This window comes from Bacillus cereus group sp. BfR-BA-01380, from assembly GCF_022663535.1.
Lineage (GTDB): Bacteria > Bacillota > Bacilli > Bacillales > Bacillaceae_G > Bacillus_A > Bacillus_A cereus_BB.
Genome location: NZ_JAKUFS010000010.1, coordinates 85,175 through 100,327, shown reverse-complemented (window position 1 = coordinate 100,327; position 15,153 = coordinate 85,175). Strand labels below are relative to the sequence as shown.

Genomic DNA, 15,153 nt, shown 5'->3' with positions numbered 1-15,153 from the left:
TTTAAGGAGGCGCTATATATGGCAGTTATTTCATTACAAAAAGGACAAAAAGTAGATTTAACGAAAACAAATCCAGGTCTTTCAAAAGTAATTGTTGGTCTTGGCTGGGATACAAATAAGTATGATGGACAGGCTGATTTTGATTTGGATGTAAGTATTTTCTTAGTTGGAGCAAATGGTAAAGTTGGCGGAGGAGAAGACTTCGTTTTCTACAATAATCCAACGGGAGCAAATGGTTCTGTACATCATTTAGGTGATAATCGTACGGGAGACGGCGAAGGGGACGATGAAACAATCAAAGTTGATTTGAAAAATGTTCCTGCGCATATCGAACGCATTTGCTTTACGATTACAATTTATGATGGAGAAGGTCGTCGTCAAAACTTTGGACAAGTATCTAATTCCTTTGTTCGTATTTTAGATGAAGAGAAGAACACAGAGCTAATTCGCTATGACTTAGGTGAAGACTTCTCCATTGAAACAGCAGTTGTAGTCGGTGAATTATACCGTCATAACAGCGATTGGAAGTTTAATGCAATTGGAAGCGGCTTCCAAGGTGGATTAGCATCTTTATGTAAAAACTTTGGTTTAGATGTAGAGTAAAGTGAAACTTCCATAAGTGGGAAGGGTCCATCCCCCACTTATCTTCCTCGCTTTTCTCTGTATCTTGAGGTGGGGATCTTACTGCCCGTTAAAGCGGGCTAAAGAATCTATGTAAATCGAGGTGAATCGCTGTGGTCATTCAGTTACAAAAAGGACAAAAAATTGATTTAGGTAAGACAAGCCCAGGCCTTACGAAAGCGATTATTGGTCTTGGTTGGGATATTAAACAATATGATGGCGGCTCTGACTATGATTTAGACGCATCTGCTTTCTTATTAAATCAAGAAGGTAAATGTACGAAAGAAACGGACTTTATCTTTTATAACAATTTACAATCTCCTTGTGGTTCCGTTACACATACAGGTGATAACCGAACTGGAGAAGGTGAAGGTGATGATGAACAATTAGTTGTTGATCTAAGCAAAGTCCCAGCTGATGTACACCGTATTGCTATTACAGTTACAATTTATGATGCAGAGGGACGCCGCCAAAACTTTGGCCAAGTTGCTAACGCATTTGTTCGTTTAGCGAATGAAGAAACAAATGAAGAAGTGCTTCGCTATGATTTAGGGGAAGATTTCTCCATTGAAACGGCAGTTGTCTTTTGTGAATTATACCGTCATAATGGACAGTGGAAGTTTAATGCTGTCGGAAGTGGCTTCCAAGGTGGACTAGGTGCGCTTGTAAGAGCGTACGGCTTGGATGCATAAGAAGGAAGCGACTTTCGTTTCCTTCTTTTCCGCTTTTTAGAAATTAAAACAGAATAGGAGTCAATAGCTGTATGGAGATTTTACAAGGAATTCTTGATACGTATGCCCAATTCTTTGATTTAGATATGTGGGTAAGAGTATTACAAGATCCAGTATCTTGGGGATTAATTGGTACGCTTGTTATTTTGGAAGGATTGCTATCTGCTGATAACGCGCTTGTATTAGCTGTTATGGTAAAACATCTTCCAGAAGAAAAGCGTAAAAAAGCTTTATTTTACGGACTTATTGGTGCGTATGCATTTCGTTTTATTGCCATCGGAATTGGTATGTTCTTAATTAAATTATGGTGGGTAAAAGTACTTGGTGCTCTTTATCTTGCATGGCTTTCTTTGAAATACTTCATTGATAAATCTAAAGGAAATGAAGAAGACGAAGAAGAGCATGGTATGAAGCAAGATAGTGTGCTATTTAAAATGTTCGGCATGTTCTGGGGAACAGTGATAATGGTTGAGTTAATGGACATTGCGTTCTCTGTAGATAGCGTTCTTGCGGCATTTGGTGTTTCAAATGAAGTATGGATTTTACTTCTTGGCGGAATGCTTGGGATTTTAATGATGCGTGGAATTGCAGGTGTATTTTTAAAATTACTAGAGCGTATTCCAGAACTTGAAACGACAGCATATATATTAATTGCTATTATTGCTGTGAAAATGTTGCTTTCTGTCATTCATATTGAAATGCCGCATTGGTTATTCTTTGTGATTTTAGTTATTGCATTTGGTGCGACATTTATTTTACATTATATGAAAACATCTCGCCAAACTCGTGAAGAGGTGGCAGCTTCTAAGAAAGAAGATTAATAGGTTAATAGACTAAATGGGTTTGCTCATCATATGGGCGCCCATTTTTTATAAATGTTTCGTTTGGAGGTGAACGAGTGTGTTTTCACGTTTTACATTTCACCCACAGCTATTAGGCGGGGAAGAAGGGTTTAAGCAATTTGAAGTTGGTTTAGCGCAGCGTCCGCATTATGAAGTGACGGAAAATGATCTGCATTTTAGCTATATAGGATGTCGCATTCTTGGTGTGCCAAATGATGCGGATGAATACTATAACCGGTTATTTGAGTATAGTCAAAATGAGAATCTTACTGTGCTTCATGAGCAAAATTTAAATAAAGTCATTCCTTCAGAGAAGCTTCGTGATATTCAAGAAGTTTTTTCGCAGCATCAACAAGCAGCAAACGGTTTAACTGTAAATCGTCTCGTTGCTCATTTATCGGGAAAACGTTTATTGCCCGAAGTTGATCATCCGGATATACAACACTACATACATACAACTTTTATTTCAATTTTAAAGCTGTACGAAAAACAGCATAATCAATCATTAAAAACAGAAGGTTTTCGCCGTTTTTTAATTGATATGATTAAGTTAAGTGAAAATTACGTTTCGAAATGGTTTTCACAAAAGGATTATAAAGTACAAATGCCGCAAATTATATGGTACGGTGATGCGTCGGAAAGTCGAATTTACTTTTTATACTTTCTTATTATGCTTGGATGTGACGTATTGTATTATCATCCAGAAGGAAAAGATGGTTTCGAAAAAATCGATGAAGAAAATCGGACATTTGTGATTTCGCATCCAAGCCGAATTTCATTAGAACCGTTTCCAGATAAAAAGAGGGAGCGCGTTGCAACTGTTGCCTATCAAGCCTCAAAAGAGATTGAGCAGGTGCTTCATCATGATAATTCACTCTTGTATAAACCATGGCAATTCAGGGCGTATACGCCAGTTGCCCGTACGTTAAAGACAACGTATGATGAACTGTTTATTATTACGAAAGAAAAAGCATTTATAAGACCAACATTCTTTGTAGAAAATCAACATATTTATATCCCATCGTTATTTGCAAAAGTGTCTGGTGTCTCTAAAAATGAGAAAGAGTATTTTCAAAGATTAAAAACGTTAACATCATATGAAAATAGTCTATTAATAAATCAATTTCCATTTACAAAGGAACAGAAAGCGAATTTTCAATTTCATTATCGTGATGCGTTAAACCGTTCAGGAAAACTTGATGCACAGAATATCATTCAAAGCCATTGGTGGCCGCATAAGCGCTTACCGGAAGGGTTGCAATATGGCATTGCAGAGGCAATCATTCATACATGTGAAAGTGGGCTCTGCAAAAGAGTGGGGTCTGAAAAAGAGCAAGATGTTGCTTTATATGTGTTTGCGCAGCTTTCGCAAATCCCACCGAACATACTTGAGCAGCTTGAGAAATTTGATTATTCGCAAGAAGTGCCGAAAATAGTCATATTTAACAATGAAAAAAGTGGAGAACTGACTCGTTCTGATGCGGTAGTCATGCTCTTTTTAAATCAAATTGGTGTCGATGTATTACATTTCAATCCGACAGGACGTAATGATATCGAGCAGTATATTGAAGCAGGCGCATTTGATTCCCATTGGTTAGAAGAAGTAAGCTTTGATGTAGAGTTTCACGGCGTTTCGTCTTATAAAAATTTATCAAATACTTTAAAAGGGTTGTTTAAGCCGTTTTTATAAAGAAAGGGAGATACATATATGAATCCGATTGTATTAGATCCAACAACAGAATTGACTGAACAAACGTCCCAAAATATTCGTCTGCAGTTAAGACAAGATTCTGAGGTACAACGCATTTATAATTCGGTAGATATAAAAGATCAATTGGAACTAATTGAGCTAGGAAAAGAGCCATCTGTAGAGATTTCAAGGTTTGCTGATCAAATTTTGCATACGATGACATTGTCTAAGGTAGAAGATTCCGGTCAGCTATTAAAGCAACTTGGGAAAATTATGGACAAGTTTGACAGTAAAGATTTCGTCGAAGAAAAAGGCGGTTTTCTCTCTCGTATATTTAAAAAAGGAAATCAAATGATTGAACAAATCTTTAACAAGTATCAAACGATGGGACGCGAAATGGATAAAGTATACGTGGAAATCACGAAATATCAAGATGAAATGAAGCGTTCAATCGGTACGTTAGATGGTTTGTATGAGCAAAACTTAAAATACTATTTAGATTTAGAGAAGTACGTTGTTGCGGGGGAAATGCTACTTGAGCGTCTGCAAACAGAATTAGTTCCAATGTATGAAGAGCGCGTTCAGAGCAATGATCAACTTGCAGGAATTGAGCTGGAATCATTAAAAAACTCTGTAGAGATTTTAGAGCAACGCATTGACGATTTAGAAAAGGCGCGTATGGTTGCACTATTAACAGCACCGCAAATTCGTATGATTCAACGTGGTAACAATAAGTTAATAGGAAAAATTAATTCAGCGTTTATTACGACAATCCCAATTTTTAAAAATGGTATTATTCAAGCTGTAAATGCAAAACGTCAAAAGCTTGTTGCGGATTCAATGGCAGAACTTGACCGCCGCACAAACGAGTTATTGAAGAGAAATGCACAAAATATTGCAACGCAAAGTGTAGAGGTAGCGAAACTAGCGGGTTCTTCAAGTATTAAGATGGAGACTCTTGAAGAAACTTGGAATATTATCTCTAAAGGTGTGCAAGAAACACAACAAATTGAAGAACAAAATAAACGTGAACGTGAGGAAAGCCGTAAGCGTATGGCAGAATTAACGGATAGAATTAAGAAGGAAATGCAAGGATAAAGATAGAGAAGGCAGTGAGGGGAGATCCCTCACTGCCTATTTCTTAATTAGTGTGCCTAATTCTTCTGTAATAGCTTGCATTTCGCTAATGCTAAATGTGTCGCGTTTCATAACGTGTTCATAAATGTCATGTAAGTCTTCATACATGTCTTCATTGAAGTTTGAAGCTCTCATTGCACCAGCATTTACCATGCGTAATTTTTCTTTAATTGCTTCTACCATATATTCAACGTTCTCTTGCGTTTTTACGGATAAATCCACGGAAGTGTCCCCCTTTAAAATAGCATAGACTTATCTTAACATTTTTTTATCATTTTCGTTAATGGAAGTTTGCAATCATAGTGAATGACCCTCTCTACCGCGTGTGCTATGCCCTGCACGTGCTTGAGGAAGAGGACCTCTGTTGGACTTTTGTTAAATTAGCACCTATTCCCTTTATAAGTAATTGTTGATTGTTTATACTAAATATAACAAATGCATCGTGAAGGGAAGAAATAAATATGGTTCGAGTTTTATTTGTTTGTCTCGGAAACATTTGTCGTTCTCCGATGGCAGAAGCAATTTTTCGTGAGCTTGTAAAAAAAGAAAAATTAGAAACAATAATTACTGTTGATTCGGCTGGAACTGGGGATTGGCATATCGATCATCCGCCTCATCATGGCACACAAAAAATTTTAATGGAAAATACAGTGTCCTTTGAAGGAATTAAAGCTCGTCAAGTAGAAAAAGAAGACTTAACAAAGTTTAATTATATTATTGCAATGGACAATAAAAATTTAGACGATTTAAAGGCTTTAGGCAAAGCAGGCGGCTATATTGGCAGACTATCCGATTTTGTTCCGGACGGCGGCTGGACAGATGTTCCGGATCCATACTTTACAGGGAACTTTCAAGAAGTATATGACCTTGTAACGGAAGGATGTGCAAAATTGTTAGCGTTCATTCGACATGAGCAGGGAATATAAGGATGTTAGTTCAGAAAGTATAATGTGAAACTTTCATCGGTGGTCTCCAGTGGTGATTAGTTACACCAATCAAGCTCTTATGGAGAGGGATCTCAAGTGTTTTTCTTTGAGGTTTTATTGTTCGTTAGAGTGAGATAACTTTCTAACAAAATAGATGAAAGGGTGAAGGAATATGGCAAAGAAGGGAAATCTTGTACGAAATATTGCGATTGGTGTCGCAGCAGGTGTGGCGGTTTCTATGTTAAAGAAGGAAAATCGTGAAAAGGTAAAGCAGACAGCAGGAAAAGCAAAAACAAAAATGATTGAAATTGGTGAAAATGCAAAGCTAAAAGAAAAAGTACAAACAGTTACAGATAAAGGTCGTGAATTTGCTGACTTTAATGTTGTAAAAGCAAAAGTAGCAGAAATTAAAAAGTTAACGCCAGCTGTTGTTGAAACTTTAAAAGAAACGAAAGATATTTTTAGTAAGAAGAACAAGATGAAAGAACAACCAGAAACAATTGAAATTCAAGGGATTGTGCCAACTGAAGAATTAAAATCAGAAGAAGAGCGGATTACAGCAGAAGATCAGGGTATGAAGGAACCTATTGCAGAAGAGAAGAAATCAGAAGCGTTTATTGAGTTGAAACAAAATAAAGAAGAAAAGCAAAGCGTCTAAAAAAGATGAAAACATTTTTACAAAAAGCAAGATCTCATCATGTTTTCACATTTGGAAAAGACTTGTATGATCGAACAATACGAGATGATGTGGCGGGCTTAGCAGCACAGCTCGCTTATTTCTTCTTGCTTTCCCTTTTTCCAGCGCTCGTTTTTTTAATAACGCTTCTTGGATATATTCCAATTGAGACGGAAGATGTATTAGCCTTTTTAAAGGATTATGCTCCTGAAGATGCAATGAGTTTAATTGAAGTAAATGTACATACAATAGTGAATAAGCAAAATGGTGGATTATTATCGTTTGGTTTACTTGCCATGTTATGGTTTGCATCCAACGGTGTCAATGCGGTGATGAAGGCATTCAATCGTGCCTACGATATTAATGAAACACGTTCCTTTATTGCGACAAGAGCATTGTCCATTGTAGTAACATTAGCAATAATTTTTATGATTGTCTTTGCTTTAATTTTACCTGTGTTTGGCCAATTAATTGGATCAGCAATTTTTAAAGTTCTAGGTTTATCTGAGGAATTTTCGTTTGTTTGGAGTATTGTTCGATTACTACTAAGTTTTCTCGTATTATTTGGTTTGTTTTGCTTTTTGTATAAATTTGCACCAAATCGTCATGTAAAGAGAAGAGAAGTGACGACAGGGGCATTATTTGCTACAATCGGATGGATTGTGGTATCGTATTCATTCGCATACTATGTCGATAACTTTGGAAATTATTCTAATACATACGGCAGCCTCGGTGGTATTATTATTTTAATATTATGGTTTTATTTAACTGCTTGGGTAATTTTACTGGGCGGAGAAATTAATGCACTTTTAAATTGTTATCGAACGAGTGACAATAATTCCCGTAATCAAAAATAATCTTCTGTTCCATACTAAGAGGGAATAGGGGGGATTATTCATGGGTCAAAATAAAACTGGTAATAGCAAAAATGATAAAAATCAACGCAAACAACGCAGCAGCTCGCAGCCAAAACATAAAACGAGCAGCAGTGCAAACGGACATAACAGTTATCATTAAAAAAAGGGTTCCATATTGGAACCCTTTTAATTATTTGCTTTTAATAACCGTAATCCATTTAAAATAACGAGAATCGTACTTCCTTCATGACCGATGACACCTAATGGAAGTGCTAAAAATTGCAGGAAGTTTGAGCAAATGAGCAGCATGATGACAGTCAATGAAAAGATAACATTTTGCTTTACGATGCGATTCATTCGTTTGGATAAGCGAATTGCTTGTGCTAAGCGGGAAAGTTCACTTTTCATTAAAACAACGTCTGCCGTTTCTAAAGCAACATCAGTTCCTTCTCCCATCGCAACGCCAATACTTGCCGTTGCTAAGGCAGGAGCATCATTAATTCCGTCACCAACCATTGCCACTGTACCGTATTTTTCTTTCAATTGTTTTATTGTTTCTACTTTTGTTTCCGGTAAGCAAGATGCGTAATACTCTTGAATATTACTTTCAGCAGCGATGGCTTTTGCTGTTTGTTCATTATCACCTGTAATCATAATTGCTTTGACGCCAAGAGTTTGCAGTTCGTGAATTGCTGCAATTGTTTCTTGGCGCAATGTATCTTTTAAGGCAATAAGACCAAGAATCCCTTTTTCATCGCTTACATATACAACCGTTTTTCCTTCTGGTTCTAGATGCACGGAAATGCCGTTATGAAAAGTTTTTGTTTCTTCTCCAATAAAACCAGCCTTCCCAATTTTGTACGCTTTATTTTGCAATGTTCCTTTTAGACCAAACCCTGTAACATCTTCTACGTTTTCTGGTTTTGTTAACGTAATATCATATGCATCCTTTGCATAGTTCACAATTGCTTCTGCTAGAGGATGTGTAGAATGACTTTCAATGGATGCTGTAATGTGTAATAACTCTTTTTCAGATACTCCATCACGCGTATATACATCTGTTACTGTGGGTTTTCCTTGTGTTAATGTCCCTGTTTTATCAAAGGCAATTGCTTTTAATGAAGCTAATCTTTCTAAATGAACACCGCCTTTAAATAAGATGCCATGGCGTGCACCGTTAGAAATCGCCGATAATGTAGCTGGCGTAATAGCTGCAACAAGTGCACAAGGAGAAGCAACAACGAGTAGAATCATCGCACGGTAAAATGTTTCATTCCAACTCCAGCCAAGCGCATAGTGAGGAACAAACATCATGAGTGATACAACGAGAAGTACGCCTTTCACATACGTTCCTTCAAACTTTTCAATGAAAAGCTGTGAAGGAGATTTTTCGCTTTGTGCATTTTGAACGAGGCGAATAATTTTTTGGAACAATGTTTGATCGCTATGTTTTGTAATTTCTACTTCAATGGCACCGCGCAAGTTAACAGTTCCGGCGAATACTTCATCACCAGGTTTTTTTTCATTTGGAATTGGTTCACCTGAAATTGCAGCTTCATCGATATTCGTTTCACCCGTGCGAATCGTGCCATCTGCAGGAACGCGTTCACCTGGTTTAATTAAAATGATGTCCCTGATTTGCAGTTGTTCAACTGGAATACGCTCCTCCACTCCGTTAGAGATGCGCAGTGCTTCTTCTGGTTGTAAGTCGAGCAGTGCTGAAATTTCTTTTTGGCTTTTGCTCATTGTGTAAGCTTCCATAGCGCCGCTTAAGGCGAAGATAAAAATTAAGATGGCACCCTCTGTCCAGTAGCCGATAATTGCTGAACCGATTGCTGCAAAAAGCATGAGCATTTCGACGTTCAACTCTTTTTCTGCGATTGTGTCTTCAATACCTTCTTTTGCTTTTGCATAACCTCCAATTATATAAGCGAATACGTAAAATATGGTTGCGGTTGTTGTCATGTCATTTTTTGTTAATAACCAACCGATTAAAATGAAAACTCCGGATGTAAGTGCAAAAATGAGTTCATAATGTTTTTGAAATGTTGCAAACCAAGATGAGGAAGTTTTAGTTTCTTGTTGTTTTGATAATACTTTTACTTCAGAATTCATAGCTATTTTGCTCCTTTCTATTTGAGAAGAATTTTATTATGGAAACTCTTATTTTCTTTTAAGGTGGCGTTTCCGTTTGCTTTAATAATGCTTTTATTTCAGCATTCATCGTTTTTTGCTCCTTTCTATTTGAGAAAAAGAATCATCATCGACAGCCTTATAAAACGGCGAAAGCTGCCATCCATCTGGATAGCAGCATTCTTTTAAGTTGCAACGTTCGTTTGCTTTTCAAATATTTTTACTGGTGAATTCATCTCGTTCCACTCCTCTCATTGAGAAAAAGAATCATCATCGAAACCCTTATAAAACGACGAAAGCTGCCATCCATACGGATAGCAGCATTTCTTAGAAAACACACTCTGTGTAGTTATTTACTTTATTATTATTACTATTCTAGATTGTAACATATGTTTCCATATAGGAAAAGATTTTTACTTATTCCGCTATTTGTGGGGGAGTAAGTTCCCGCCTAAAGATTGAAGAAGAAGCAGAGAAGGTAAGTTTTACCTTGTAAGTAGAAGTGAAAATACTTGTCTTTTTGACTCCGCTTTGTTATATATAAATATTGTTCATAAAAAGTACGGAAAGGAAGACATTTAGTGAGAACAGAAAGATTTTTTACACATCCGTTCGGTGTATTTGTTGCAGCGTTAAGTGCAACTTTTCTATGGGGCAGTGCATTTCCATTTATTAAATTAAGTTATATACAGTTAGACATTCAACCTCATGAAGTGGGCGAGCAAATTTTATTTGCAGGTTATCGCTTTTTCTTAGCAGGAATTATGCTTTTATTCTTTTTTAAAGTGTTAGGGAAAAAGGTATCTTATCAAAAAGGTACAATGAAGCAGCTTGTCCAGATTGGCCTGTTTCAAACGTTTCTACAGTATGTTTGTTTTTATATCGGTATGAGCTATAGTACTGGGATTGAAGGAGCAGTTATTTCTGGAACATCGTCATTCTTTCAAATTGTATTAGCACATTTTCTATATAAAGATGATTCATTAAATATGAGAAAAATTGTTGGTGTATCAATTGGTTTTTGCGGTGTCATTCTTGTAAATATTCCAAAAGGAAATATGCATTTTCACTTTGGCATTGGTGAATTGTTATTATTAGGTGCGGCAATGCTGTACTCATACGGTAACATTTTGGCGAAAGAAGGAAGTAAAACGATGGATGTAGGTTATATGACCGCATATCAGATGGTTATCGGTTCTCTAGGTTTATTGTTCATCGGGATTTTACAAGTTGGATTTATGCCATTTACATTTCATATGCAAACGTTGCTTATGCTACTGTACTTATCATTCTTATCAGCAGCGGGATTTTGTATTTGGAATACAGTGATGAAATACAACAAAGTTGGAAAAGTATCGATGTATATGTTTTTCATTCCTGTATTTGGTGTCATATTATCAAACTTGATTTTAGGCGAAGCAATTCATTCTTTCGTATTGTTTGGATTGGCATGTGTAGCGACAGGAATTATTGTCGTGAATCGTACACGTAGTGAAAGAAACACAGCAAATGCAAAAAGTAACGTAGTGTAAAGAGGTTCATGAAGAGCCTCTTTTTCATATGGAAAGCGAGACGCCCATGAATAGCAGAGTAAAGTTTGGACAATTTTTTTGATGGGAATTATAGATAAAAGAAAGGAAAATGATGATTTTATATCGAATTACATAGAAATATTAATTCATCAAGGAGAAAAATATGAATGAAATGTATGTACTGTTAATAGGACAAGTAATTTTATTTTTGTTCGGGGCCAGTTATGCAATACGACAATCAGAACAAACAAAGAAAAATGAACCGTTGCCCTTATTCATTCGTTTACTTCTCACTTTCTCGTTAACTGGAGCTGCGATATGGATGTGGGTACAGGACCCGGCGACACCTTATCGTCAGTGGGTTGCAATTGGTATGATTTTATCAACAATTGGTGATTTGTTTATGGCCGGTTTAATTCCATTTGGGCATCGTCTCATTGGTGGAATGGTGACATTTGCTATTGCGCATTGCCTATATGTTACTGCCTTTTTAGAAACGGGTATTTCGTGGAATGGCTTATATATTGGTTTAGCGGGATACGGCTTGTTTTTAATTATTGGTTGGTTCTTTTTTATTCGAAATCAGAAGCAGGATCGATTATTTACAATAGGAGCACTTGTATACGGACTTTGGGTTGGTGGAATGGCGTGTTTTGCGTTTGCGCTTGCTTATTTGAGTCAAGGAATGTGGTGGATTCCAGCGTTGGGTGGTTTTCTATTTGTCATTTCTGACTTTATTATTGGAGTTACTGATATTGGTGGACGGAATATAAAATATGACCCTCTTTTAGTTTGGGCAACATATGTGTTAGCACAAATGTGTATCATTTATGTTGGTATATAGAATGTGAAAGAAGAACTGCTTGAGAGCAGTTCTTTTTTGTTATTAAACAATACATGCAAAGAAAAAGACATAAGCATGCATAGCAGTGACTTCTCTATATACAAGTTAAAAAAATGATATAAAAACTTTAGGGGGGGACGAGAGCATCTGGCCGTGCATAGAAGCGGTCAGGGCCTTTTCCTGCCACATGCGAGGTTTAAAACAAAGGGAGCAAGCGAGCGGAGGTTATGCTGTATTTTGCATAACAACAATTTATATGTCGAAAAATTAAAATGGGGAATGTTAGATTTTATGGAATGGATTGACCAGGTAATTTACTGATAATATGAATACTCCCCCACTTAGCAAAGCTTGAAGTGGGGGTTTCTAACGTTTCGACCTAACGGACGATTAACGTCAGTGGAGTTAACACACTAGCGAGCTGTTCCACGCCTAACCCCTCTATCCCGTTTGTCCATGCATTCGGGACTACTTTTCGTAAAATATTAGCCGCAGCGTTTACATCTGCGTTGATTCCGATTCCTTTTGCAGAACGATACATACCACGCTTCATTCGTTTTCCTGAAAAAGTTGCATTTTGGTCATTTGTTCCATACGTTGGAATAAAGTCATGATCTAGAAAACTTGCTTTTGATGTGTAAGATTCCTCGATTACAACAACTTGAATGCCTACCGCATTTGCTTTGTATGTAATCATTTGAATCAATAAACGATGCGAGATATGGCACAATGTTTGGTTATTTTTCTTTCCCATATCAGTTTCTTGTTTCCAACTTTTATTTTGACCAATAACGATTTTGCAAACTTCCTCTTCTTGAGCTAGTTTTACAATATGATGACGCGCTTTATGGAAGATGTCTTTTATTTTCAGGTAACGCTTTTGATGAAGTTTTTCTATTCTTTTAGAAGTAAAAGATCCTTCATTTGTTTGTTTACCTTGCCTTAGAACACTTGTAAAATGGCTCTTCATTTTATTGTAATATTGATTTATGCTTTTGATATGTTTGCCCTTAACAAGTACAGGCTTTATACCTGTGTTTGTTACGATGGTTGCAAGATTATCAATCCCTAAATCAATACTCATATAACGACCATTCTCTTCAACGAATTGTTGTTCTGAAGGAACATCTATCACTAACTCCACCACATATCCATTGTATTTTGGGATAACACGAACTTGCTTCAGTTTACCTTCAGTAAACCCCCATTTCCCAAATATTTAATTGCAATTTTGTCTTTGGAAACTTTAAAAACTTATCATTTTTAATGACACAATCTTGATTTGTATACAAGATTTCCTTTTCAGAAGAACGAATATACTTTGGAATTCTAGGTTTTCCAGTATATTTGTTGGGATTCTTTTTATAATTTTTTAAACTAGCAAAAAAAGACTTCCAATTTTGGAATACATTTTTCATGATTGATTGACTAGATTGCGTAGGCAAAGCACGATAATCTTTCTGAACCATCGCTTTAAATAATGCATCCAGAAAATGATAATCTACATAAGGTTTTTCTATAGTTGGTTCTGAAAACGAATTACATTTCACTTCTTTTTGTTTTTCTTTTGGTTTTGTTTTCTCTTTTTCCAATTTCTTTTGATAGGCAAGAAGTTGTGAATCATTCATCTTCCCAATGTTTTTATCAATTGTATCTAAAACTTCTTTTTGTAAAGGTTGTAATTCCTTATCTTGTGTCAAACCTGTATACACTTGTCGTATATAAAAGTTTGTCGTGTTGTACATATTTTTAGCGTTTTGACAAGATTCTTGAAAATAAGAATACATACGATGTCCTTTTTTAATCCAAATCTGAAAAGTTTTATAGTTTATTTGATTTTCCGTTGTCATTTTTTCACCTCCTCGTTAAGGATATTATACCAAAACGAGAACATACGTTTCTATCATTTTACTTGAAAATAAAATATTTTTCCGATTCACCTCACCACCTTCACATATGTTTATAGGTGGGAGTCCTCTCGAAAGATATGATAGAATTTATTTACAAGAAAATTTTATAATATAGGTAATAGACGGGTAAAGGAGAGGTGTATGAAGAAGAAAAGTCGTTTGCGGGAATTCATTGAAGTGTTTGCGATTGCATGTGTTATTGCTTTTTTCATGAAGGTATTTGTATTTTTTCCAACGACCGTGCAAGGATCTTCTATGCAGCCTACACTTCATGAAGGGGATAAAGTCATTGTCAATAAGGTAGCAAAGCAAGTTGATAGTTATGATCATGGTGATGTCATTGTCGTGAAGACGGATAATTACTATGTGAAGCGCATTATCGGTTTACCTGGAGATACGATTGAAATGAAAAACGATCAGTTGTATATCAACAATCAATTGCAAAAGGAACCCTATTTAGAAAAAAATAAGAAGTATGCAAAACAACTTATGGTGAACTTAACAGAAGATTTTGGTCCGATGAAAATTCCGAAGAATAAAATCTTTGTAATGGGAGATAATCGATTAGTTAGTCGTGATAGTCGTAATGCACTAGGCTTAATTGATAAAGATAATGTATTAGGAAGTTTAGTTGCAATCTATTATCCTTTTAACCGGTTGCAGATTATAGATTAGAAGGAGGCAAGCTATGGAAGAGATTGTCGGCCATATTTTAACTGGAATCGCACGGGGGGCAGTTGCACTTGGGGAAGTAGCGGCAGATGCTACTAAAGTTATCATTCGAGGAACAATCGGAGTTGTAAGAGTTATAGGAGAAGCTGTAGCAGAAGAACTTGTAGAGTTAGCGTTAGAAATGATAGAAGGACGAGAAAAGCGAAAACAAAGAAGATTTGCTCGTCATGTGGAAAAGTTAAAAGGATACGATTGGTTCAAAATAATATATGAAGATGTAAAATGCCGAGATGTCATTCATACAGACGAACGTTATCTACACTTGTTGAGTAAACGGAGGTATGTACATAAACTAGTTCGTAATGAAAACGAACGTAAGCAATTTATCCAGCGAATCCGTATTGAAGCAAAAGTTGATGATGTGATTTGGGATATATAGCAGGATTAATCACGTATAAGAAATTAATAACAAAGCAGCCGATAATGGCTGCTTTGTTGATTTATCCCGCTATTTGTGGGCAGTAATACTGCCCGTAAAAGCCCGATTGGTGAGGGCTGATAATCAGTGGGGGATGAAGAAAA

14 protein-coding genes and 1 pseudogene are annotated in these 15,153 nt (G+C 36.3%); 12 read left to right on the top strand and 3 right to left on the bottom strand.

The genetic code is table 11. The features are described from left to right. The first annotated feature begins 18 nt into the window (after positions 1-18). The 5 genes from MR076_RS11760 to MR076_RS11740 all read left to right on the top strand — a co-directional run bounded on the left by MR076_RS11760 (position 19) and on the right by MR076_RS11740 (position 4,982). The gene (locus MR076_RS11760) at positions 19-603 is read left to right on the top strand and encodes a TerD family protein (protein WP_242220713.1); all 585 of its coding nucleotides are present in this window, start codon (positions 19-21) and stop codon (positions 601-603) included. A 131-nt stretch (positions 604-734) separates the two neighbouring features. Next, positions 735-1,313, top strand: a complete 579-nt coding sequence (locus tag MR076_RS11755; RefSeq protein WP_242220711.1) for a TerD family protein — start codon at positions 735-737, stop codon at positions 1,311-1,313. A 71-nt stretch (positions 1,314-1,384) separates the two neighbouring features. Continuing rightward, entirely contained in the window at positions 1,385-2,173 is a 789-nt protein-coding gene (locus MR076_RS11750; protein ID WP_242220708.1) for a TerC family protein, read from the top strand. Positions 2,174-2,252: 79 nt separating this feature from the next. Beyond that, positions 2,253-3,884: a YceG family protein gene (locus MR076_RS11745; RefSeq protein WP_242220706.1), complete on the top strand. Its 1,632-nt coding sequence runs from the start codon at positions 2,253-2,255 to the stop codon at positions 3,882-3,884. A gap of 18 nt (positions 3,885-3,902) precedes the next feature. Beyond that, a complete protein-coding gene (locus tag MR076_RS11740) occupies positions 3,903-4,982 on the top strand; it encodes a toxic anion resistance protein (protein WP_242220704.1) in 1,080 nt (359 codons plus the stop codon). Positions 4,983-5,018: 36 nt separating this feature from the next. On the opposite strand, the gene MR076_RS11735 is transcribed toward MR076_RS11740, so the two are convergent. Further along, entirely contained in the window at positions 5,019-5,243 is a 225-nt protein-coding gene (locus MR076_RS11735) for a DUF1128 domain-containing protein (RefSeq protein ID WP_242220702.1), read from the bottom strand. A 239-nt stretch (positions 5,244-5,482) separates the two neighbouring features. Here MR076_RS11735 and MR076_RS11730 point away from each other — a divergent pair, with 239 nt between their 5' ends. The 3 genes from MR076_RS11730 to MR076_RS11720 all read left to right on the top strand — a co-directional run bounded on the left by MR076_RS11730 (position 5,483) and on the right by MR076_RS11720 (position 7,480). Beyond that, positions 5,483-5,947, top strand: coding sequence for a low molecular weight protein-tyrosine-phosphatase (locus tag MR076_RS11730; protein WP_242220700.1), 465 nt, complete (start codon positions 5,483-5,485; stop codon positions 5,945-5,947). Between the two features lie 172 nt (positions 5,948-6,119). Continuing rightward, positions 6,120-6,605 carry a DUF4075 domain-containing protein gene (locus MR076_RS11725; protein WP_242220698.1) on the top strand — a complete coding sequence of 162 codons (486 nt, stop codon included), beginning with the start codon at positions 6,120-6,122 and terminating at the stop codon, positions 6,603-6,605. Positions 6,606-6,610: 5 nt separating this feature from the next. Next, positions 6,611-7,480: a YihY/virulence factor BrkB family protein gene (locus tag MR076_RS11720; protein WP_242220696.1), complete on the top strand. Its 870-nt coding sequence runs from the start codon at positions 6,611-6,613 to the stop codon at positions 7,478-7,480. A 186-nt stretch (positions 7,481-7,666) separates the two neighbouring features. On the opposite strand, the gene MR076_RS11715 is transcribed toward MR076_RS11720, so the two are convergent. Beyond that, entirely contained in the window at positions 7,667-9,595 is a 1,929-nt protein-coding gene (locus MR076_RS11715) for a heavy metal translocating P-type ATPase (protein ID WP_242220695.1), read from the bottom strand. Between the two features lie 599 nt (positions 9,596-10,194). Here MR076_RS11715 and MR076_RS11710 point away from each other — a divergent pair. Both MR076_RS11710 and MR076_RS11705 read left to right on the top strand, forming a co-directional pair. Beyond that, on the top strand, positions 10,195-11,145 hold the full coding sequence (locus tag MR076_RS11710) for a DMT family transporter (RefSeq protein WP_242220694.1): 951 nt from the start codon (positions 10,195-10,197) through the stop codon (positions 11,143-11,145). Positions 11,146-11,308: 163 nt separating this feature from the next. Beyond that, positions 11,309-11,989 (top strand): lysoplasmalogenase, encoded by a 681-nt coding sequence (locus tag MR076_RS11705; RefSeq protein ID WP_242220693.1) that lies wholly within the window; start codon positions 11,309-11,311, stop codon positions 11,987-11,989. 379 nt (positions 11,990-12,368) lie between these two features. On the opposite strand, the pseudogene MR076_RS11700 reads toward MR076_RS11705, so the two are convergent. Continuing rightward, a pseudogene (locus MR076_RS11700) lies at positions 12,369-13,839 on the bottom strand (RNA-guided endonuclease InsQ/TnpB family protein). A gap of 201 nt (positions 13,840-14,040) precedes the next feature. Here MR076_RS11700 and lepB point away from each other — a divergent pair. Both lepB and MR076_RS11690 read left to right on the top strand, forming a co-directional pair. Then, positions 14,041-14,574 carry a signal peptidase I gene (gene lepB / locus MR076_RS11695; RefSeq protein ID WP_242220692.1) on the top strand — a complete coding sequence of 178 codons (534 nt, stop codon included), beginning with the start codon at positions 14,041-14,043 and terminating at the stop codon, positions 14,572-14,574. A 13-nt stretch (positions 14,575-14,587) separates the two neighbouring features. Next, on the top strand, positions 14,588-15,010 hold the full coding sequence (locus MR076_RS11690; protein WP_242220691.1) for a hypothetical protein: 423 nt from the start codon (positions 14,588-14,590) through the stop codon (positions 15,008-15,010). Positions 15,011-15,153 lie beyond the last annotated feature (143 nt).